This is a genomic window from Pseudarthrobacter sulfonivorans (genome assembly GCF_014712225.1).
Taxonomy (GTDB): domain Bacteria; phylum Actinomycetota; class Actinomycetes; order Actinomycetales; family Micrococcaceae; genus Arthrobacter; species Arthrobacter sulfonivorans.
Map to the genome: position 1 here is coordinate 15,648 of NZ_JACXBW010000011.1, position 20,052 is coordinate 35,699.

Below are 20,052 nucleotides of genomic sequence, written 5' to 3' on the forward strand. Positions count from 1 at the left end.
CCCAAGGTGCGGTGGCTGCTTTCCGGGTAGGCGCATCGCCGACCAGAATGTCGCGTAGGTCGCCCAGCGACCGGAGAGGCATGGCGGGAGGTGTCTAAGCGCCGGCGGAACGCAGCTACCGTGCCGCCCCGACCACGACTCAGCCGAGGAAGCCTAGATCAGGCCGTTGCGTTCCAGGATGACCTTGACGGCCGCGGTCTCGTCCTCGTCCAGGGACAGCATGGGGGCGCTCATGACGTTGGTCTTGATGACGCCCATGAGCTGCAGGGCGGTCTTGAAGGCGCCCAAGCCCGCGGCGTTGCCGGACATGCGGCCGGTCTTGGGGGTGTAGACGATCTCGAAGACATCGGCCAGGCGGTCCTGCTCGGCTGCAGCCTTGGCCCAGTCGCCGGCAACGGCGGCGTCGTAGAGGCGCTTGTAGCCGGCCGGGTCAACGTTGCCCAGGCCCGGAACGACACCCTGGGCGCCGCCCAGGAGGGCACCGTCCACAACAACTTCGTGGCCGGTGAAGATGTCGAAGTTCGGGATGTCCTTGGCCGCCAGGAGCAGCTGGCGGAAGGAGACGTCGTCGCCGGAGGAGTCCTTGACGCCGGCAATGACGCCCTCGCGGCCCAGCTCGACCAGAAGGTCGGTGGGCAGCTTGAAGTGGGTGCGCACCGGCACGTCGTAGGCGAAGACGGGAACGTCGACGGCGGCGGCGATGGAGCGGAAGTGCGTGCCGTTCTCCTGGGCGTTGGAGATGGCGTAGTAGAGGCTGGTGGCCACGATGGAGTCGGCACCCAGCGCGATGACGCGCCTGGCTTCTTCAATGACGCGGTTGGTGGTCTGCTCTACTGCGCCCACAATCACGGGAACCTGGCCGGCGTTCACGCCTGCCACGGTCTGCACCACGAGGTCGCGCTCCGTGTTGGTCATGTGTGTGACCTCGCCGGAGGAGCCAAGCACAAACAGGCCGCTGACGCCGCCGTCGAGCAGGTGCTTGGTGACGTTTTCCAGCGACGGCACGTCGATGGCGCCATCGACCGTGCGGGGGGTTACGACGGGCGGAATGACGCCCTGGAAACGGGAAGCGACAGTAGTCACAGAGTTCTCCAAATATTGATGGTTAGACGAAAACTTCTTGGGGGAAATCTAGATGTGGAGCAGGCTCGGCGCGGCGCCCAGCAGCTTCTTGGTGTAGTCGTTGGTGGGGCTGTCGAAGACCTGCGCGGCGGTGCCCTGTTCGACGATTTTGCCGAAGTACATCACGCAGATGCGGTCGGACACGTAGCGGACAGTCTGGATATCGTGCGAGATGAACACCATGCCGAGGTTCAGCTGGGTCTTCAGGTCCGAGAGCAGGTTCAGCACCTGGGCGCGGACGGAAACGTCCAGGGCCGACGTCGGCTCGTCCGCCACGATGATGTCCGGATCCAGCGCCAGGGCGCGGGCGATCGCCACACGCTGGCGCTGGCCGCCGGAAACCTGCGACGGCGTGACCTCGGACGCGGACTGCGGCAGGCCCACCAGGGCCAGCAGTTCCTTGACCTTGGCCGCGCGGGTGGCCGCGGTGCCGATGCCGTGGATCTGCAGGGGGTCGGTGAGGATGTCCTGGACGGTCATGCGCGGGTTCAGTGCGGTGGCCGGGTCCTGGAAGACCACGGACACGGAGCGCCCGAATTCCTTGCGCATGTGTGCGTTGCGCTTGATGGCCGGCTTGCCGTGGAACAGGACCTCGCCCGACGTCGGAGTCTGCAGTCCCACAAGTACTGACGCGAGCGTGGACTTGCCGCAGCCGGACTCACCCACGATGCCCACGGTCTCGCCGCGGCTGATGGTGAAGTCGACGCCGTCGACCGCTTTGACGATATTGGGCCGGAAGAGTCCGCCGCCACGGGCGTGGTGGTGGACCTTCACGTCCTTCAGTTCGATGACCGGCTTACCGGTGGATTCACTCACTTTGCGTCCTCCTTCAGGTGGCTCGCCCAGAAGTGGTCTGCATTCTCGGCTCCGGCGGAGGAAACCGAGGTCAGGACCAGCTGCTGGTTGGGGTCGGCGTCGGACCGCAGCGACCGTGCCGCGAAGCGGTCACCCGGCGCGAAGTCCCGCGGGGACGGGACGGTGCCGGGGATCTGGTGCAGGCGGACGGCGTCGGCCTCGATGGAGAGGACTGCGCCGAGCAGGCCGCGGGTGTACTCGTGCTTGGGGTTCTGCAGCAGCTCCGAAGCCTGTGCGGATTCCACCACCTGGCCGGCGTACATGACCGTGATGCGGTGGGCAAGGGAGGCAACCAGGGCGAGGTCGTGGCTGACGAACACCATGGCGAAGCCGAGCTGTTCACGCAGTTCGTTGAGCAGGTCCACAACCTGCTTCTGGACGGTGACGTCCAGGGCGGTGGTGGGCTCATCGGCAACCACGATCTTCGGCGAGCGCGACAGGGCCATGGCGATCAGGACGCGCTGGCGCTGGCCGCCGGAGAGCTCGTGCGGGTAGCTGGCGAGCGTCCGGACGGGATCGAGCTTGACCAGTTCCAGCAGCTCGGCCGGGGTCTTCCGGCCGCCGCGCCTGGTCAGCTGCGCCATCTGGTCCTTGATCTTCATGGACGGGTTCAGTGAGCTCAGGGCGTCCTGGTAGACCATGGCGATCTGTTCGCCGCGCAGGCCTTGGTAGGCCTTGACGCTGCTGTGCTTGGTGGCCGGATCGAGCAGTTCCTTGCCGTCGAACCTGATGGACCCGGTGACCACAGCGGTCTTGGGCAGCAGGCCCATGACCGCGAGGGACGTGATGGACTTGCCGCAGCCGGATTCGCCCACGAGGCCCATGGTTTCGCCTTCGCGGACGGTGAAGGAGACGTTGTCCACGATCGCGGTGTCGCCGAAGCGGCCGGGGAAGCGGATGGACAGGTTCCTGACCTCCAGGACGTTGCGCGCATCCGCCGGAACCTGGGGGAGGCGGTCCGTGCGCTGGGCCTCGATGGCAGCGAGCAGTTCCAGTTCCCTGTCCAGCAGCAGGTGCGGGTTGGCCGCGGCCAGCTTCGGATCGGAGAGGATGGCGGCCTCGTTGTAGTGCTCTTCGGTGAGGACGTCACCGAAGGCGGCGCGGACGCCGTCGAGCTCGTGCGCCTCCACCACCGAAGGCTGGGCCACGGACGTGGCGATCTCGGTATCCACTGCGGCACCTACCGCTGCGCCGGCAACAACCGCCGACGCGCCGTCGTCGTCCTTGACAACAACTGGCTTGCGCAGCTTCGGGTTCACCATGGCGTCGGTGAGGCCCTCGGCGAGGATGTTCAGGGACAGTACGGTGAGCAGGATGGTCAGGCCGGCAAAGGTGGTGGCCCACCAGCCGCCTGACAGGACCAGGTTGCGGCCGTAGGAGATCACGTTGCCCCACGACGGTGCGGGGTCCTGGACGCCGGCGCCGAGGAAGGACAGCGAGGCTTCGAGGATGATGGCGTCGGCCACCATCACCGTGGCGAACACCAGCACGGGGGCGGCGGTGTTGCGGACGATGTGCTTGAGCAGGATGTAGAAACGGCCGGCACCGATCACTCGCTCGGCACGGACGTAGTCCTCGCCGTACTGGGAGAGCACGTTGGCGCGGACCACGCGGGCAAGCTGCGGGGTGTAGATGATGGCGATCGCGATGATGATCGTGGGGACCGTGTTGCCGAACGCTGCCAGCAGCACTGCGGCCAGGGCGATGCCCGGGAATGCCATCAGGATGTCCATCAGGCGCATGATCAGTTCGTTCACGGCCTTGCTGGACGTGGCGGCGAAGGAACCCAGCAGGGCGCCTGCCAGGATGGCCAGGAGGACGGCGCCGAGGCCGATCATCAGCGAGGACTGCGCGCCGAAGAGGATGCGGGAGAAGATGTCGCGGCCCAGGCGGTCGGTGCCGAAGAAGTGCTCGGCGCCGGGCGGGGTGGCCGGGATGAAGGTCTCTAAGGGATCATGCGGAGCGATGACCGGCGCGAAGACGGCGGCCAGCACGATGATGATGAGGAAGAGGAGGGCGATGCGGGAGCCCCAGGGGAGGGCTTTGAAACGGATGCCCGGGGCACTCAGCCGTTCAGCAAGCTTGCTGCGCATGAGCTATACCGTCCTGATTCGGGGGTTGATGAGCAAGTAGAGGAGGTCCACCACGATGTTCACCAGAACGAAGGTGACGGAGATGGTGAGCACCACGCCCTGGACCAGGTTGACGTCCAGATTGGTGATGCCGTTGAGGATCAGCTGGCCCATGCCGGGCAGGGCGAAGATCATTTCGATCACGACGGCGCCGCCGAGCAGGTAGCCCACGCGCAGTCCCAGCACGGTCACCGGGGTGACCAGGGCGTTCCGGAGGACGTTTTTGGAGACCACTTCGCGGTAGGGGACACCGTTGCCGATGGCGGTGCGGACGTAGTCGCGGTCCAGTTCCTCCACCATGGAGGTGCGGACCACCCGGATCAGCGAGGCGGACACGGGGATGCCAAGCGCGAGGGCGGGGAGTGCCATGGAGTTCAGCCAGCCGCCGAAGCCGGATTCCGGCGTCGCGATGCCGCCCGAGGGGAACATCGGGCTGGCGCCCAGGGCGAACCACTGGATCAGCAGGATGCCCAGCCAGAACGACGGCGTGGCGATCGCGGCGATCGAGAAGACGCGGACCAGCTGGTCCTGCCATTTGTCGCGGTACAGGGCGCCGAGAATGCCGAACGTCAGGGACAGGACGATGGCGATGAGGACGCCGAGGAAGGTCAGCTGCAGCGTCAGGGGGAACGCCGAGCCGATCATGGAGGCCACCGACTTGGCCGGCGGGGTGGTGACGCCGAGGTCGAACTGCAGCAGCTTGCCGAGGAAGCTGAAGTACTGGAGGACCAGCGGATCGTTCAGGCCGTTTTCCTGGCGGTACTGCTCTTTCGCCTCTTCGCTGGCACCGTCGCCGAGGGCGGAGCTTGCCTGGTCGCCGGGAGCGGCCTGCAGGACGAGGAAGACGAGCAGGGTGATGCCCAGGATCATCAATGGCAGTGCTGCGAGTCTGCGGCCGAGCAGACGCAATATCGTGACCAATTTGTTCTCCGGTTTGTTTGGGGTGCTGCAGTCTCAAGTTGTGAGGCCTGCCCTGCGTGCCCTCGGGGGGATGTCAGGGTGCAGGGCAGGCCTCACAACGCACGGGGCTGCTTAGGAGGTGCGTCCGACGTCGATGAAGGACATGCCGGTGGTGGGCAGCGGCTTGAAGCCGTTGAGCTTCTTGTCGTCCCAGGCGGAGGGCAGCTGGCGGTGGAAGATCGGGTAGAGCGGGAGTTCCTCGGAGACGAGGTCCACGATTTCGCCGGTGATCTTCTTGGCGTCTTCCTTGGCAGCCTGGGAGCCCTTGTTCATGAGCTCCTGCAGCTTGGCGCGCTCCGGGGCGGTCCAGTAGGCGCGCTTTTCCATCCAGGTGGCACCCGAGTAGAACCAGCTCAGGAGCAGGTCAGCGTCGTTGCCGAAGACTGACGGGTCGCCGGGGGCAGCAACCACGGAGTAGTCGCCGGCGCCGACGCGGTCCGTGTAGAGGGCGCCGGACTGGATGCTCTTCACGGTGACCTTCACGCCCGGAAGCTTGTTCCAGGATTCGAGGATCAGCGGTGCAACGTCCTTGACCCAGGCGGTGTCCGTGGTGAGCAGTTCGAACTCGAGGCTGGTGACGCCGGCTTCCTTGAGCAGGTCTTCAGCCTTCTTGGCGTCGTAGCCGTAGACATTCTTGGCCTTGACGTAGTCCGGGTGGCCTTCCTGGAAGTAGGAGGTGGCGGGTTTGGCGTTGCCGAACAGGGCCTTCTTGATGATGGCGTCCTTGTCCAGGCCGAAGTGCAGGGCCTGGCGCACCAGCTTGTTGTTGAACGGGGCCTTGTTGCAGTTGAACATCAGGAACATCAGTCCGAAGGACTGCACTGATTCAACCTTGACCTTGGACTTGAGGCCGTCGATGTCCAGGTAGGGGACGTCCTCGATGGCCTGCACACGGCCGGACTGGACGGCGGTGACCCGGGCTGCCGCGTCGGAGAGCAGGAGCCAGGTCATGCCCTTGGCCAGTGCCGGCTTGGGGCCGTTGTAATCGGCGAAGGCTTCGAAGACGATCTTGTCGTCCTTGACGGCGGAGATCAGCTTGTACGGGCCGGTGCCGACCGGTGCGGCGTCGAACGCCTTGAGGTCCGTGGCCAAGGCCTTGGGGACGACCTTGACCACGGAGATGCGGGGGCCGAAGCCGGGGAACGCGTACTTCAGGGTGAACTCGACCGTCTTGGCGTCGACGGGCTTCACATCCTGAATGAACGGGATGAACTGCGAGAACAGCGACTTGTTGGCCGGGTCCATGACGCGGGTGAAGGAGAAGGCCACGTCCTCGGTGGTGACGGGGGAGCCGTTGTGGAACTTGGCACCGTCCCGGATGGTCACCTGGTAGGTGGTGTCGTTGACCTTCTTGGGGTCGGCTGCGGCGAGGGCGTTGTACGGTTCGCGGGTGGCCGGGTGCAGTTCGATAAGGCCTTCGAAGATGTGCAGGTTGGCGGCCATCGGGGTGGCCCCGGAGGAGCTCAGCGGGTCAAAGCCGGTGGAGAGGGCGTAGGAGATGCCCGCTTCGATGGTGAGGTCCTTGTTCACTGCTGCCGCGCTCGCGGAGCCGCCGGTGGTGGTCGGGGCCGGGCTGCCACAGGCGGCGAGGGTGGTGGTGAAGGCTGCAGCGGCGCCCATGGCACCGGTCAGCTTGAGGAAGTTCCGGCGGCTGGCGTCATTGACCAGCGGCAGGTTTTTGAAAGTGTCGTTCATGAGGGCCTCGCCATTCCAGAAGGTTTATCGGATGTAGGACGTCCGAGCTCGTAGGATGACTGTAAGTCGGATCACAGCCTCCCGTCAAGCGCGAATTTCCGCCTCCCCCCGGACGCTCTCTCACTTGATGCGGGTTTTTCCCCAACGCTCTCCCACTTAACGCAGGTTCCGGGCCAACGCTCTCTCACTCGGACGCGCTGACGCTGCCGGTGCGGGTGTCGAACCGGAAAGCACGACGGCGGCGCACGCCAGTGGTGCCGCGCCCGGCTGTCACTTCGAACACGACCTCCGCGCGGCCGCGTGCCACGTCCGTCTCCGTAACGGTGTAGCCGGGGGTGAAGTAGAGGACTTCCTCGCCGGGGCCGAGGTCCGCGGCAGGGAAGGCCTCTGAGCCGGGGCCGGCCAGCCGGACGCCGGTTACCGGCAGGTCCCCGTCGTTGCGCGCCCGGCCGGTGAAGGCAAGGATGTCCCCAGCCTTGTAGCCCGGAATGATGGGGCCGTAGTTCAGGTCCTGGGCCTCGCGGGTCCCGATCACCTGCGCCGCTTCGGGTGTGTAGCCCTGGCCGATTTCCTTCCAGGTATGGACGCCCCATTCTTCACTGGCGGCGGGCATCACGTGGAACTCGCCCGCGTTCTGCCAGACGGACGGCCGGCCGGGGGTGATGGAGCGGAGCTCCATGTCGAAGACCAGGCCGGCGTTGCCGTCAGGGCCGGGCACGGAGGCGTCAGGCTCCGGCGGGAGCTCGCCGGCGGGTTCCGCGGAAACCCCGTTGTCGTCGTCCGTGCCGGCGTGCGTGCTGAGTTGCGCGGTGAGCTGCCCCGCCGGAACGGCAACGAACACAATCTCGCGGTACCCCTGCCGCTCGTACAGGACGCCGATGTTGCCGTCCGGCAGACGCGCGGCCGTGGAGTACGCGGAACTGCCGGGGCACAGCACCAGCTTGGCCGGCCAGCTGCGTCCGTCGTCCGTTGACAGGCTGAGGACGGTGTTCCGCCGCAGAGCCGTGTCGTGGTTGTTCGTGGCCAGCAGCCACGATCCGGTGGCACCCCCGGCGAGGGAGGTCACCGAAGGCAGGCCATCGAAGCGGACCAGCGATCCGTTGTCGCCCGGGTCCGGGAGGTCCTCAATGGGAACCAGGGCACTCCAGGTGGCGCCGCCGTCGTCGGACGTTGCGGCGAGGCGGTGCGGCGTCCCGCGGCTGTGCAGCAGAAGCCGGCCGTCCTGGAGCGCTGCCACCTTGTTTTCGTTGGGGCTGAACCCGTGCGTGCGGGCGCCGATCAGGTCCCCGAGCGTCCAGCTTTCGCCGTGGTCATCGCTGAACGCGGACGCCGCCATGATCCCGTCGCCGGCCAGGACCACAAACTGCTGCACCAGCCGGCCGCGGAACGGTCCGGTGTGGATCTGGATGCCCTGGCCTGCCGCGGCGAAGATTCCGGTGATGGCGGGCTCGCCGGGGCGGACGGGCGGCCGGAGCTTGAGTTGGGCGGTGAGCCTGCGGTGCTGCCATGTCAGTCCGTCGTCGTCGGAAAAACTCAGATCGCAGTGCTGGACCTGGTCATCCGGCGCCATCCCGGCCGCCGCCTCGAAGAAGCCCGCGTGCGTTCCGGCGGCGTGGAACATAAATATGCGGCCGGTGTCCACGTCCACCAGGAGGCTTGGATCGCCGTAGCCGTTGAGCCCGACGCCGGTCCGCACCACCTGCTGGGATCCCCACGTCCGGCCGTTGTCCGTGCTGCGCCGCAGCAGAAGGTCGATCGGATTGGGCAGGTCGTCGAGGTTGGGGCGCCCGTCGTAGGCCGCCAGCAGGGTGCCCTGCCGCGAGACGGCGAGGGCGGGAATCCTGTATTGGCGGTACCCGCCGGCTCCCCGGACGGCGAGGACGTGTTCGACGTCGGGGGTGGCAGCCGTTATCGGCAGGACATGGGATGTCATATATCCATGGTAGGCGATGGGTAATAAACCTGCGTGCCGGGGCCGCTTCTCTGGCAGAGTATGACCATGCTCACTGTAATTGGCGAGGGCCTCGTAGACGTTGTCCAGCGCGCTTCCGGAACTGAAGCCCACGTGGGCGGCAGTCCGCTCAACGTCGCGGTGGGGCTTGCCCGCCTGGACCATCCCGTGCAGTTCATCGGGCGCTACGGCCGCGACGCCTACGGGGACTCCGTGGCCGCCCACCTTCGCGCGAGTTCCGTGATGCTGCCGCAGGGGCCGGACGAGTTGCCTACCAGCGTGGCCACCGCACTGATTGACGACGACGGCGCCGCCACCTACACGTTCGATCTCGCCTGGGAGCTTCCCAACCTCGCGGACCGCCTCACCTTTATGCTCCAGGGCACCACCCTGCTGCACACCGGTTCCATCGCCACGATGCTGGCGCCGGGCGCCGCAGACGTGCTGGCCGCCGTCGAACACGCCCACCCGTCCGCCACCATCAGCTTCGATCCGAACTGCAGGCCCAGCATCATCACCGACGTGGACTATGCACGGAAGCAGGCGGAAAAGTTCGCGTCCCTGGCGGATGTTGTCAAGGCTTCGGACGAGGATCTCGCGTGGCTGTACCCAGGCGTCGACGTGCTGGAATCGGCCCGCCGCTGGCTGTCCCTGGACGGTGCGGAGGGGCCGGCGATGGTAGTGGTTACACGCGGCGCGGCCGGTCCGTGGGGGATTGCCGCCGCCGGCGAGGTGGAATGCCCGGCACCGGAAGTGGAAGTGGCGGACACCGTGGGTGCGGGGGATTCGTTTATGGCCGCGCTGCTCTCCGGCATTGTTGACCGCGGCCTGGACGGCGCGCAGAACCGGGAAGACCTCCGCGCACTTCCGGCCGAGGGCCTTGCCGAACTCCTGGCGCACGCCTCCCGGGCGGCCGCAGTCACCGTTTCACGACCCGGCGCAAACCCGCCCACCCGCGCGGAGCTGAACGCAATTCCGGAGGAGTAGGGCGGGAGCTGCCTCCAAGCAGGTACTGGCAGTACATGTAACAACAGGCACTCCCGCCCGTATCCATTCCCTGGTTGTCTTAAATCATGAACTCACTGCCAGCCATGAAAACCGTCACCCTGAATAACGGCGTCGAGATGCCGATCCTCGGATTTGGCGTCTACCAGATCCCCGAAGACCAGACCGAACAGGCCGTTACTGATGCTCTGGCAGCGGGCTACCGCTCACTGGACACTGCCGCCGCTTACCAGAACGAAGAATCCGTGGGCCGCGCCATCCGGAACAGCGGCATCCCGCGCGACGAACTGTTCGTGACCACCAAGCTCTGGGTCCAGGACCCGGGTGAGAGCAACACCAAGCGGGCTTTCGAAGCCTCGCTGAAGCGGCTTGGCCTGGACCACGTTGACCTGTATCTGATGCACCAGCCCTACGGCGACTACTACAGCCAGTGGCGCGCCATGCAGGATCTCCAGGCGGAGGGCCTGGTCCGGGCGATCGGTGTGTCCAACTTCCACACGGACCGGCTGATGGACCTGATCACGCATAACGACATCACCCCGGCCGTCAACCAGATCGAAACCCACCCCTTCTACCAGCGCCAGGCTGACCATGACTTCATGCGGGAGCACGGCGTCCAGCACGAGTCCTGGGGGCCATTCGCGGAGGGGAGGAACAACCTGTTTTCGGACCCGACCCTGACCTCCATCGCCACCGCGCACGGAAAATCAGTGGCACAGCTGGTGCTCCGCTGGCTCATCCAGCGCGACGTCGTCGTGATTCCCAAGTCCGTCCGGCCGGACCGCATGGCCGAAAACCTCGACGTCTTTGACTTCGAACTCAGTGCGGGGGAGATGGCCCTCATCGCCCCGATGGACACCAACGCCTCGCTGTTCTTCGATCACCGTGACCCCCGGATGGTCAGTTTCCTGGGCCAGCGCCGCGTCGACTAAGTGCATGCGCACAGGCGTGCACAGCAGCCCGTCCCCGGCGCAAGCGGTGGCCGGGTGCTGCCCGCCTGCTGCTGCCCTGAAGAGGCGGGATTCCGCATCGGTGGGTAGGCTGAATCTGCATCCCACACGCACGACGGACAGGAGACTCAGGTGGCCCAGACGACGGCGGCCGGAACGACGGTGGACGGGCTGATGGCCGAGCTGGCAGCGCTCGAGGATCCCCGGGCCCGCGAGGTGAACGCCAGGCACGGTGACGACCACGGGGTGAACCTCGGCAAGCTGCGCACGGTCGCCAAGCGGTTGAAGACCCAGCAGGAGCTTGCGCTTGAGCTGTGGAAAACGGGAGACACGGCCGCCCGGCTTTTGGCGCTCCTCGTCTGCCGCCCTAAGGCGTTTGATCAGGCCGAGCTGGACGCCATGCTGCGCCAGGCGGGCACGCCCAAAGTGCAGGACTGGTTGGTGAGCTATGTGGTGAAGAAGAGCCCGCACGTCGAGGCGCTTCGCCAGCTATGGTTCGCTGATCCGGATCCGGCGGTGGCGAGTGCCGGATGGGCTTTGACCACAGAACGCGTGGCGAAGAAGCCAGAGGGCCTCGACCTCCCGGGACTGCTGGACATTATCGAGGCGGAGATGCAGTCAGCGCCGGACCGCCTGCAGTGGGCGATGAACCACTGCCTGGCCCAGATTGGCATTGAGCACGCTGAGCACCGTGCCCGCGCCCTGGACATCGGGGAGCGCCTGGAGGTGCTCAAGGATTACCCCACGCCGCCGAACTGCACCTCGCCGTTCGCGCCCATCTGGATCACTGAGATGGTGAAGCGGCAGCAGCAATAACGCGGATCGAGCGGCGAGATCTCGATGCTAAGCGCGGGTCTTAGCGCTGAGAGCCCGCCACTCGACGGTCGTGTTGCTACTCCTTGCCCAGACCCGCGGCGGAGGTCTTTTCCCCGGCGACTTCGTTCAGGGCGGTCAGGTCGAAGATACCGTTGATGTCCGCCTGCTTGGTGGTTCCTGCAGTCACGCCGTCGGCCAGGAGCTTCTGGTAGGTTCCGGCCAGCGGGTCAACGGTGAATACGATGTTTTTCAGCGACCGGTTAATCACGTCCGCCTTCAGCTCTGCGCCGGCCGCTTCCTTCAGGGCGGCGTTGATGACGGAGGCCTTCTCGCCTGCCGCCGCGCCGTTCAGCCACTCAACAGACTTCACGTGGCCCTTCAGCAGCGCCTTCACGGTGTCCGGGTGTTCAGCGGCGAACTTCTTGTTCACGATCAGGATGGTGGTGGGGAACTCGCCCGGCTTGCCGGAGAGCGAGCCGTCCCACAGGTCCTTTTCATCCACTAGGACCTTGGCGCCGGCGGTCAGCACCAGCCGGGACGCCCACGGCTCAGGCAGCCACGCGCCGTCGAGCTTTCCGTCCTGGAACAGCTTCAGCGTCTGGGCGTTTTCGGTGGGGTTGATCGCGACGTCGCCGCCGCCGTCTACGTTGGTCTTGTAGCCCTGCGTGCTGAGCCACGCGCGCAGCGCCACGTCCTGGGTGCCGCCGAGTTGCGGGGAAGCGAGGGTCTTGCCCTTGAGGTCGGCTGCGGAGTTGATCTCCGGCTTGACCACCAGCTGCGCACCGCCGGCGGCAGCACCGGCGATGATGTTGATCGACTCGCCGCCGCTTTTGACGAACGAGTTGATGGCGGGGTTGGGGCCGATGTACGTGGCGTCGATGGCCCCGGCGTTCAGGGCCTCGATTGCGGCGGGGCCGGCGTTGAACACCTGGGTGGTCAGCTTGGTGTCGCCCAGCTCGCCGGCAATGTAGCCCTGGCTGACACCCACCAGCGCCGGGGCGTGGGTGACGTTCCCGAAGTAGCCCAGCTTCAGCTCGGCCGCGGCATTGCCCGCCGGAGCTTCCGCTGATGCGGCGGGGGCAGCGGCATTGTTGCCGGAGACGGCCGAAGCCACGGCCACGCCGCCGCCCACCAGGGCGAGGATGCCGGCCGCGACGCCGATCTTCAGCCCCAGCGGCCGCTTGGGAGTGGCTGACTGCCCGGCAACGATGCGCGTGGATCCTTGCTGGTTCTGTGGACTCTTGTCCGAGGGTGCGCTCATGGGGTTTTCCTTTGCTGGCGGAGGTGTTGAGAAGAGATTACGGACGGGCCTGATGCGCCACAACGGTTCCGGACACGGGCGTTCACCCGGCGTAGCGAAGGCTCAATACGGCGTCGCACACCGTCAAAGACCGTCGCGCGGCGTCACTTTCCCGGGGGACTTTCTACCCTTGCCACGCCACCCTGCCGGGCGTTCGATGGGAGCATGACGGCAGGAACTACCCAACTGCGCGGCCGGAACAGCGATGATGGCCACTTCATCCTGCCGCGATGAATAAGTTCCGGGACAGGGCCGACGCCGGTCGTCGGCTGGGGCAGCAGCTGAGCCGGTTTCGGGGGGAGGACGTCGTGATTCTGGGGCTGCCCCGGGGCGGTGTTCCGGTGGCAGCTGAGGTTGCGAAAGCACTCAACGCGCCGCTGGACGTCATTGTGGTCCGCAAACTCGGCGTCCCGTTCCGGCCGGAGGTGGCGATGGGAGCCATCGGGGAAGGAAACGCGCGCGTGCTGGACCAGCGCGTGATCTCGCTCGCAGGAATAACGGAAGACGACCTGCGGACCGTGGAACGGGAGGCGCGGGCACTTCTCAAATCCAGGGTGGAACGGTACCGCCGGGCACGGCCGCGCCTGGAACTGACCGGGAAGACGGCCCTTATCGTCGACGACGGCATGGCCACCGGATCAACGGCCCGGGTGGCCTGCCAAGTCGCACGGCAGCTCGGCGCGGCCACGATCATTCTGGCCGTCCCCGTGGCCCCGGCACACCTGCTGGAAACACTGACTGACCCGGATGAGGTTGTCTCCCTCATTTCCGCCCGTGACTTCCAGGCAGTCGGTCAGTATTACCGTGACTTCTCACCCACGGCGGACGAGGAGGTGATGCAACTGCTGGACGCGCTTGCCCAGCGTGATTCCACCAGCGATTCCACCGGCGGGAAATCCACCGGCGGAGGGCAGGACGCGGCGGATGATCAAGAGGTGGAGATTCCGGCCGCGGCCCTGACCCTGCAGGGCGACCTGCACTTGCCCGCACACTGCGAAGCGGTGGTCGTTTTCGCCCACGGAAGCGGCAGCAGCCGGCACAGCCCCCGCAACCGGTATGTTGCCTCGATCCTCCACGACGCAGGCTTGGGCACCCTCCTGCTGGACCTGCTGACCCCGGCGGAGGAAGCAGACCGCGGCAACGTGTTCGACATCCCATTGCTGGCGCAGCGGCTCACCGCCGCGACCCGGTGGCTGGCTAGCCACTACGGCCCCTCAATGCACGTCGCCTACTTCGGGGCAAGCACTGGCGCCGCCGCCGCGCTCTGGGCCGCCGCCGACGCCGGCAGCCAGGTGGGCGCGATCGTATCCAGGGGCGGGCGGCCGGATTTGGCGGGCCCGCGGCTTGCCGCCGTCCGCGCCCCGACCCTCCTGATCGTCGGAGGAGCCGATACCCAGGTCCTGGCCCTGAACCGCGCGGCGATGAATGACATGCGTGGGCTGACCCGTTTGGAGATCGTTCCGGGTGCCACCCACCTCTTCGAAGAACCTGGAACGCTCGCGCAGGCGGCGAAGCTGGCTGCCGGGTGGTTCACCCGTTACTTGCTGCCTGCCCGCGACGGCGTGCCCCTCCCGGAGGGCCTCCCGTGAACGGCAAGGCCCTCTATGGATCCACGTAGACTGGGAGGATGCGGCTCGTAGCAAGTGATATTGACGGAACCATTCTGGGGCACGACGGAAAAATCAGTGACCGCACCGTCCGCGCCTTCCACGCCTGCCGGGAGGCCGGCGTCGAACTGGTTTTCGTTACCGGCCGCCCGCCGCGCTGGCTGCACCCGCTGCAGGAGCAGCTGGGCCACACCGGCACGGTGATCTGCTCCAACGGCGCCGTGGTGTGGGACCTCGAGACGGACCGGCTGGTCTCCGCGCAGACGCTGAGCATTGATGCCGTCCGGGAGGCACGGCGGATCATCAAGGCCCTCCGGCCAGCTTCGCTGTTCGCGGCGGAGACCCTTACCGGGTTCCATCTGGAGCCGGGCTTTATCGAGAACGGCTCCAGTGAGTTGCTGGCCGAATTCACCCCCGCCCCGCTGGCGGAAACGCTCACAGCGGATGACGCCGTCGTGAAGTTCCTTGCGATCGTCAGGGAAGGCACCCCGGACGACTTCCTCGCTGAGGTCCGCCCCGCCGTCGCGCACCTTGCGTACGCAACGCATTCCGCCCCCAGCGTGGCCATGCTGGAACTGTGCCTTCCCGGCGTCAACAAGGCGGTCACCCTGGCCGAATACGCCAGGTCCCTCTCGATCGATGCCGCGGACGTGGTGGCGTTCGGCGACATGCCCAACGACGTCGAGATGCTGCGCTGGGCAGGCAACGGATACGGGATGGCCAGCGGCCACCCGGACGCCATCCGCGCAGCCGGGCAGCAGGCACCGCACTTCGACGACGACGGCGTGGCCCAGATCCTCGAAGCCAGGCTCGCGAGCCTCGGAGTAGGGCGCGCCTGACCAGGCGCCATAGTCTTTTTTCACAGCTACCGCTCACCTCGCGTTAACTTTCGCCCCCTAACGTTGGGGCGGACAAGCATCCACAGCTTGAGGGGAGCGTCATGGCAAGGAACGGCAACCAACGCAGGTCCGAAGCGGCATTGCACCCGGCGGAGCCGGCTGCGCACTGGAAGGTGCTGAAAGAGGGCGACCGTGTACGCGTCCTCCTCACTCCCGGTTACGAAACCGGCGGGCTCGTGGACGCCATCACCTCGGACTACACCTCTGTGTGGGTGAATCTCGACGGCGGGCTGGGGCGTACGATGCTTCATTGCAGCGACGGCGTGGAAATCGTGCCGCAGGAGGCATAGCGGGCAGGTTCCGGTACGCTCGCAGCGTGACCGAGCGGTACTTTGACTCTTCCGGTGATTCTTCGCGCCCGCCGCCCCCCATCGCCATGGCCCACCGCGGCTTCTCCCGGGAGGGCCTGGAAAACTCGATGGCCGCGTTCCGCGCCGCCGTCGAACTCGGATGCCGTTACGTCGAAACCGATGTCCACACCACGTCCGACGGCGTGCTGCTGCTCTTCCACGACGACACCCTGGACCGGGCCACCGACGGCCGCGGCCGGATCTCCGAACTGACAGCCGCCGACGTGGCTGCCGCCAGGATCGGCGGGTTCGAACCGGTGCCGCTGTTCGACGAGCTCCTCACGGCGTTCCCCGAAGTGCGGGTGAACCTGGACATCAAGGACTGGGGCTCCGTGCGCACGCTGGCCGCGGGCATCGAACGCCACGGCGCGCACGACCGCGTCCTGGTGGCCAGCTTTTCGGACCGCCGACGCCGGGCGGTGCTGAAGCTGCTGAGCCGGCCGGTTGCCTCCTCGGCCGGGGTGGTGACGAACGGGCTGTTTGTCCTGCTTGGCCCCGTTCTTCCGGTCCCTTTCCTGCGCTTTGTGCTGCGGGGCCCGTTGCGTGACGTCCAGGCGTTGCAGGTGCCGGTGCGGCAGGGGGTGATCCGCGTGGTCACGCCCGGTTTCATCCGCCGCGCGCACGCCCTCGGCCTCGGGGTCCACGTGTGGACCATCAACGATCCCGACGAGATGCGCCGCCTGCTGGACCTTGGCGTGGACGGGATCGTGACGGACCGGGCAGACCTGCTGAGGCAGGTGCTCCTGGAACGGGGCCAGTGGTCCGGCAGCTGAGCTGTGCTTTGCCGGGCCAGGGCCCCGAGGTCAGCTTCCGCCGCCGCGGAGTGCAGTCAGCCGCGGCCCAGCCCGGCGGAAGGGTCCTGATCGCCTTCGCCGGGATCGGCCCTCAGCTCGCCGGGGTCACCTTCGGGCAGGCCAGCCGGTCCGGGGACGTCACGGGGAACGTCCGGCGCGTCCGCTTCCGTAGGCTCTGCCGGCCCGCCGCCGCTCCCGCCGCTGCCTCCCGGCTGGGCAGGATTGGCGGACACCGGGCCGGTGGCGGAGCCAGGCTTCAAGCCAGGCGCCTTTTCCTTTTCGGCTTCCATGGCATTGGAACCCTCGCTGATGGACGAGTGCACCTCGACGTCGCTGTTGGGATCCGTCGGCTCCGGAACGTCTGTGCCGTCAGTCGGTTTGGACGTGCCGGCCAGGTCCTCCATGGCGTTTTCCGCTGCCTTGCTGATGCTGTCTCCGATGCCCATCTGACCGCTCCTTCTTGACGTTGGGGCTCCGGCGTCGCCCTCCGGTCCCGCCGGAACTGATCTTCCAGAATTATCAGCATGCTTACAATTAGTCCAGAGCTGGGGAACAGCCGCAGCCGACCCAAGGAAGGAAGCCGCATCATGGGCAGCAACTATCCGGAAGAAGACTCCGCAAAGTCAGCGAAGCAGTCCAAGGACCTTGCGGACAAGGACTCCGCCGGCTCGGCAAACCCGGACCCCGCCGAGGGCAACATCACCGGCCTCGAGCCGGGCGGGGGAGTGCCGCCCGGGGAAACCCCGCCCATGGAGGACCAGATGAGCGGGGACCAGGGCCACGACGAATAGCAGGTCCGTCCACGGCGGCGCAGCCGGTCACTGCCGGTCAGCGCCCCCGGGGCCTGGGAAGGAACGGCCGGAATCGGCGGCGAGGGGCCGGAGCTCGTCCGGGTCGAGGGGAGCATCCCAGGCGGCCCAGTCCATCGGCCGCACAGAGGGCCTGCCGAGCAGGTAGCCTTGCCCGGCGCTGAAACCCAACTCGGTCAGCGCCGCAAGTTCCTCGGCAGTTTCCACGCCTTCCGCCACCACGACGCTTCCGATCTGCGTGGCAAACTCCACCATGCAGGCGGCAACGGCATGCTGCGTCGGGTCCTGGTCCACGCCGCTGATCACGCTCCGGCCCAGCTTGATGAAGTCGGGGCGCAAATGGAGCATCCGGCTCAGGGTGCCGGCGCTGGAGTGTGAGTCATCGATGGCAATTCTCAGTCCGCGTTCCCGCAGCGGAGTAATTGCAGAAATGAAATGCGAGTATTGCTCGTCAAGAATTCCGTCCGTCAATTCAAGGACAATTCGCTCGATAGGCAACTCAATGTGGTCAAACAATTCCGCCAGGCGCGGGTCGAGGCACGATGCCGGCGAGATGTTCATGGCAACATAAAGGTGCTCAGGGAGATTCGCGGCGGCCAGCGCTGCAGAACCGAGCGCTGAGAATTCCAGGTTGGCGCCCAGGCCAACCGCGGCAGCCTCGGCAAACCAGAGTTCCGCACGTGCACCGTCGTCGCTCACAAAGCGGGACAGCGCCTCAACACCCACCACACTCTTGGAGTCCAGCCCGTAAATAGGCTGGAAAGCGGTCATCAGCATCTGCTGCTCCAGCAAGGCGCTGATCCTGGAGAGGCTCCGCAGCGAATCAACCCGCTCAGCGAGATGCGGCGGCACGGCACTGAGGGGTTGAAGGGTGCTGGCCGTGTCCCGGGTGCCCTCCTGCGTGGCATCCAACTGCCGGCGCTCCAGCAGATATTCCAGCAGAGCCCGCTCCGGTACACCGGGGTTTTCGCCCAGGCGATCGCTGAGGCGCTGGCGAATGGCCGCCCCCGCAGGATCCGGATCCGCCAAAACCGCAGCGATAACTCCCCATGCTTGCACGCGCACTGTCATTAGCGACGCCCCCAGTTGACGAAGTAATGGCCTCGTGGCCGTTTAGTTTTCAAATTTCCTGGCGCTTTCCAGAATTCGGTACTTCTGATTAGGCCGATCTCCTTACCGCGAAGAATCGGATACTGCAACTAGATCGTATATCGGGACATGCCAAAAGCGCAGCCCCCAAACGATTAAGCGCTATTACTTTGCGCCGAACGTCGGGCGAGGAGCCCAGGGATCTGTTCGGGCGGAACAGGTTTGCTGAAGTAGTACCCCTGCGCACTGAGACAGCCCAGGTTGCGCAGGTGCTCAGCCTGCTCCCCAGTTTCCACGCCCTCCCAGACTGCTTCGAGCCCGCAGGCCCGCACCAGCTGCAGGACGGCAGCCACCAGGGCGGGTTGGCTCGGATCAGTACCCAGGCCTTCGATCAGCGACCGGTCAACCTTGACGCGGTCCACGGGGAGGCGGCGCAGGTAGCTGATGGAGGAGTAGCCCGTCCCGAAATCATCGATCTCGATTCCAACCCCCAGGCCCCGCAGCCCTCCCAGCGAGTACCGGTCCAGTTCGTTGCCCCTGACGATCGCAACTTCCGTCAGTTCGAGGACAACCTGCTCCGGCCGGACGGCTGTTTCCCGGAGCACGCCGCGGACGTCCTCGATGAACCGCAGGCTTTGCAGGTCGGTGGCGGAGATGTTGACCCGCACGGAGAACGAACTGTCCACCAGCCCATCGTCAATCCATTGACGGAGCTGGCGCACCGCCGTCGTGAGGACCCAGAGGCCAAGCTCGGAGATCAGTCCGGCGTCTTCAGCGAGGGGGATGAATTCGTCCGGCATGATGAGCCCCCGGGTGGGGTGCTGCCAGCGGACAAGGGCTTCCACGCCTTCAATCCTGCCCGAGTCCAGCTCAATGACGGGCTGGTAATGGAGCACCAGCCCTTCGCCCTTGACCGCCGTCCGGAGGTCATCGAGAAGTTGGCTGCGGAGCCTGCGGACAAGAAGGAGCCCTGGCTCGAACACATGGAGCCGGTTCTGGCCCTCGGCCTTCGAGGCGTACATGGCAATGTCAGCCTCCATCAGCAGGTCGTCCGGCGACCGGCCCGGTTCGCCGATGCTGAGTCCGATGGACGCCCCGCAGCGGATGGTCCGGTCCGGCAGCTCGATCGGTTCCTTGAGGGAGGCCAGGATGCGTCGACCGACGGCGGCGGCCTGGTCGGCGCCCGTCGCAGGCATAACAATGGCGAACTCGTCTCCGCCCAGCCGGGCGACAACGTCGGTTTGGCGGACGGCGCTGCGGATACGCCTTGCGACTGTCGTTAGCACCTGGTCCCCGGCGGCGTGGCCCAGGCTGTCGTTGATGGACTTGAAGGCGTCCAGGTCAAGGAGCAGGATCACCGGCTGGCCGGCGCCGTTGTGGCCCTGGGCCGACTTCAGCGCGGTAAGGAGCGCCGACCGGTTGGCGAGGCCGGTAAGAGGGTCCTGCATGGCCATCTTCTGCATTTCGCGGTGTGCCTCGTGGAGGAGCTGGGTGCGGTCCTCTACGCGCTGTTCAAGTTCCTCATAGATGATCTGCAGGTCCTCGGCCAGGAGGTTGGTGCCCATGATGATGGCGTCGAGTTCGTCGCGGGCGGGCGAAACTGCAATCCGGGACTGGAGGTCGCCGGAGGCAAGCCGGACAATACCCTCCAAAAGTTGGGACAGCCTGGGGTCATCATCGGCGAACAAGGGGACCTCCTCTCCAAGGATCAGGGTTCT

At 66.3% G+C, this 20,052-nt stretch carries 18 protein-coding genes; 8 read left to right on the plus strand and 10 right to left on the minus strand.

The window, feature by feature from the left end; all coding sequences use genetic code 11:
- Positions 1-153: 153 nt before the first annotated feature.
- The 6 genes from IAQ70_RS14695 to IAQ70_RS14720 all read right to left on the minus strand — a co-directional run bounded on the left by IAQ70_RS14695 (position 154) and on the right by IAQ70_RS14720 (position 8,697).
- The gene (locus IAQ70_RS14695) at positions 154-1,083 is read right to left on the minus strand and encodes a dihydrodipicolinate synthase family protein (protein WP_190990063.1); all 930 of its coding nucleotides are present in this window, start codon (positions 1,081-1,083) and stop codon (positions 154-156) included.
- 48 nt (positions 1,084-1,131) lie between these two features.
- The gene (locus IAQ70_RS14700) at positions 1,132-1,938 is read right to left on the minus strand and encodes an ATP-binding cassette domain-containing protein (protein ID WP_190990064.1); all 807 of its coding nucleotides are present in this window, start codon (positions 1,936-1,938) and stop codon (positions 1,132-1,134) included.
- A complete protein-coding gene (locus tag IAQ70_RS14705; RefSeq protein WP_190990065.1) occupies positions 1,935-4,070 on the minus strand; it encodes a dipeptide/oligopeptide/nickel ABC transporter permease/ATP-binding protein in 2,136 nt (711 codons plus the stop codon). Before IAQ70_RS14705 ends, IAQ70_RS14700 begins: the two co-directional genes overlap by 4 nt.
- Before the next feature lie 3 nt (positions 4,071-4,073).
- Entirely contained in the window at positions 4,074-5,030 is a 957-nt protein-coding gene (locus IAQ70_RS14710) for an ABC transporter permease (protein ID WP_190990066.1), read from the minus strand.
- A 111-nt stretch (positions 5,031-5,141) separates the two neighbouring features.
- Complete coding sequence (locus IAQ70_RS14715; protein ID WP_190990067.1) at positions 5,142-6,764, minus strand: ABC transporter substrate-binding protein; 1,623 nt, start codon at positions 6,762-6,764, stop codon at positions 5,142-5,144.
- A gap of 184 nt (positions 6,765-6,948) precedes the next feature.
- A complete protein-coding gene (locus IAQ70_RS14720) occupies positions 6,949-8,697 on the minus strand; it encodes a sialidase family protein (RefSeq protein ID WP_190990068.1) in 1,749 nt (582 codons plus the stop codon).
- 66 nt (positions 8,698-8,763) lie between these two features.
- Between IAQ70_RS14720 and IAQ70_RS14725 the strand changes: the two genes are divergently transcribed.
- The 3 genes from IAQ70_RS14725 (at position 8,764) to IAQ70_RS14735 (ending at position 11,486) form a co-directional block, all read left to right on the plus strand.
- The gene (locus tag IAQ70_RS14725; protein WP_190990069.1) at positions 8,764-9,702 is read left to right on the plus strand and encodes a carbohydrate kinase family protein; all 939 of its coding nucleotides are present in this window, start codon (positions 8,764-8,766) and stop codon (positions 9,700-9,702) included.
- Positions 9,703-9,788: 86 nt separating this feature from the next.
- Positions 9,789-10,652: an aldo/keto reductase gene (locus tag IAQ70_RS14730; RefSeq protein ID WP_223860107.1), complete on the plus strand. Its 864-nt coding sequence runs from the start codon at positions 9,789-9,791 to the stop codon at positions 10,650-10,652.
- Positions 10,653-10,844: 192 nt separating this feature from the next.
- Entirely contained in the window at positions 10,845-11,486 is a 642-nt protein-coding gene (locus IAQ70_RS14735; protein ID WP_223860118.1) for a DNA alkylation repair protein, read from the plus strand.
- Positions 11,487-11,562: 76 nt separating this feature from the next.
- On the opposite strand, the gene IAQ70_RS14740 is transcribed toward IAQ70_RS14735, so the two are convergent.
- Complete coding sequence (locus IAQ70_RS14740) at positions 11,563-12,747, minus strand: ABC transporter substrate-binding protein (RefSeq protein ID WP_190990071.1); 1,185 nt, start codon at positions 12,745-12,747, stop codon at positions 11,563-11,565.
- 269 nt (positions 12,748-13,016) lie between these two features.
- Between IAQ70_RS14740 and IAQ70_RS14745 the strand changes: the two genes are divergently transcribed.
- From IAQ70_RS14745 to IAQ70_RS14760, 4 genes are all read left to right on the plus strand, one after another.
- Positions 13,017-14,375, plus strand: coding sequence for a phosphoribosyltransferase family protein (locus IAQ70_RS14745; protein ID WP_190990072.1), 1,359 nt, complete (start codon positions 13,017-13,019; stop codon positions 14,373-14,375).
- A gap of 38 nt (positions 14,376-14,413) precedes the next feature.
- Positions 14,414-15,232, plus strand: a complete 819-nt coding sequence (locus IAQ70_RS14750) for an HAD family hydrolase (protein WP_190990073.1) — start codon at positions 14,414-14,416, stop codon at positions 15,230-15,232.
- 101 nt (positions 15,233-15,333) lie between these two features.
- Positions 15,334-15,582: a hypothetical protein gene (locus IAQ70_RS14755; RefSeq protein WP_190990074.1), complete on the plus strand. Its 249-nt coding sequence runs from the start codon at positions 15,334-15,336 to the stop codon at positions 15,580-15,582.
- 86 nt (positions 15,583-15,668) lie between these two features.
- Positions 15,669-16,415 carry a glycerophosphodiester phosphodiesterase gene (locus IAQ70_RS14760; protein ID WP_190990194.1) on the plus strand — a complete coding sequence of 249 codons (747 nt, stop codon included), beginning with the start codon at positions 15,669-15,671 and terminating at the stop codon, positions 16,413-16,415.
- 56 nt (positions 16,416-16,471) lie between these two features.
- On the opposite strand, the gene IAQ70_RS14765 is transcribed toward IAQ70_RS14760, so the two are convergent.
- Positions 16,472-16,882, minus strand: coding sequence for a hypothetical protein (locus tag IAQ70_RS14765; RefSeq protein ID WP_190990075.1), 411 nt, complete (start codon positions 16,880-16,882; stop codon positions 16,472-16,474).
- A 141-nt stretch (positions 16,883-17,023) separates the two neighbouring features.
- On the opposite strand from IAQ70_RS14765, the gene IAQ70_RS14770 reads away from it, so the two are divergent.
- The gene (locus tag IAQ70_RS14770) at positions 17,024-17,227 is read left to right on the plus strand and encodes a DUF6480 family protein (protein WP_190990076.1); all 204 of its coding nucleotides are present in this window, start codon (positions 17,024-17,026) and stop codon (positions 17,225-17,227) included.
- 27 nt (positions 17,228-17,254) lie between these two features.
- Here IAQ70_RS14770 and IAQ70_RS14775 read toward each other — a convergent pair whose 3' ends face one another.
- Both IAQ70_RS14775 and IAQ70_RS14780 read right to left on the minus strand, forming a co-directional pair.
- Positions 17,255-18,304 (minus strand): EAL domain-containing protein, encoded by a 1,050-nt coding sequence (locus IAQ70_RS14775; RefSeq protein ID WP_317983672.1) that lies wholly within the window; start codon positions 18,302-18,304, stop codon positions 17,255-17,257.
- A 185-nt stretch (positions 18,305-18,489) separates the two neighbouring features.
- Positions 18,490-20,022: a putative bifunctional diguanylate cyclase/phosphodiesterase gene (locus IAQ70_RS14780; protein WP_190990078.1), complete on the minus strand. Its 1,533-nt coding sequence runs from the start codon at positions 20,020-20,022 to the stop codon at positions 18,490-18,492.
- Between the last annotated feature and the right edge of the window lie 30 nt (positions 20,023-20,052).

Bases quoted from the DNA above. Each gene is read 5' to 3' on its own strand.
- IAQ70_RS14715 (WP_190990067.1), bottom strand. From the start codon at position 6,764: ATGAACGACACTTTCAAAAACCTGCCGCTGGTCAATGACGCCAGCCGC.
- IAQ70_RS14750 (WP_190990073.1), top strand. From the start codon at position 14,414: ATGCGGCTCGTAGCAAGTGATATTGACGGAACCATTCTGGGGCACGAC.
- IAQ70_RS14755 (WP_190990074.1), top strand. From the start codon at position 15,334: ATGGCAAGGAACGGCAACCAACGCAGGTCCGAAGCGGCATTGCACCCG.
- IAQ70_RS14720 (WP_190990068.1), bottom strand. From the start codon at position 8,697: ATGACATCCCATGTCCTGCCGATAACGGCTGCCACCCCCGACGTCGAA.
- IAQ70_RS14745 (WP_190990072.1), top strand. From the start codon at position 13,017: ATGAATAAGTTCCGGGACAGGGCCGACGCCGGTCGTCGGCTGGGGCAG.
- IAQ70_RS14735 (WP_223860118.1), top strand. From the start codon at position 10,845: ATGGCCGAGCTGGCAGCGCTCGAGGATCCCCGGGCCCGCGAGGTGAAC.
- IAQ70_RS14770 (WP_190990076.1), top strand. From the start codon at position 17,024: ATGGGCAGCAACTATCCGGAAGAAGACTCCGCAAAGTCAGCGAAGCAG.
- IAQ70_RS14760 (WP_190990194.1), top strand. From the start codon at position 15,669: ATGGCCCACCGCGGCTTCTCCCGGGAGGGCCTGGAAAACTCGATGGCC.
- IAQ70_RS14765 (WP_190990075.1), bottom strand. From the start codon at position 16,882: ATGGGCATCGGAGACAGCATCAGCAAGGCAGCGGAAAACGCCATGGAG.
- IAQ70_RS14725 (WP_190990069.1), top strand. From the start codon at position 8,764: ATGCTCACTGTAATTGGCGAGGGCCTCGTAGACGTTGTCCAGCGCGCT.
- IAQ70_RS14740 (WP_190990071.1), bottom strand. From the start codon at position 12,747: ATGAGCGCACCCTCGGACAAGAGTCCACAGAACCAGCAAGGATCCACG.
- IAQ70_RS14705 (WP_190990065.1), bottom strand. From the start codon at position 4,070: ATGCGCAGCAAGCTTGCTGAACGGCTGAGTGCCCCGGGCATCCGTTTC.
- IAQ70_RS14730 (WP_223860107.1), top strand. From the start codon at position 9,789: ATGAACTCACTGCCAGCCATGAAAACCGTCACCCTGAATAACGGCGTC.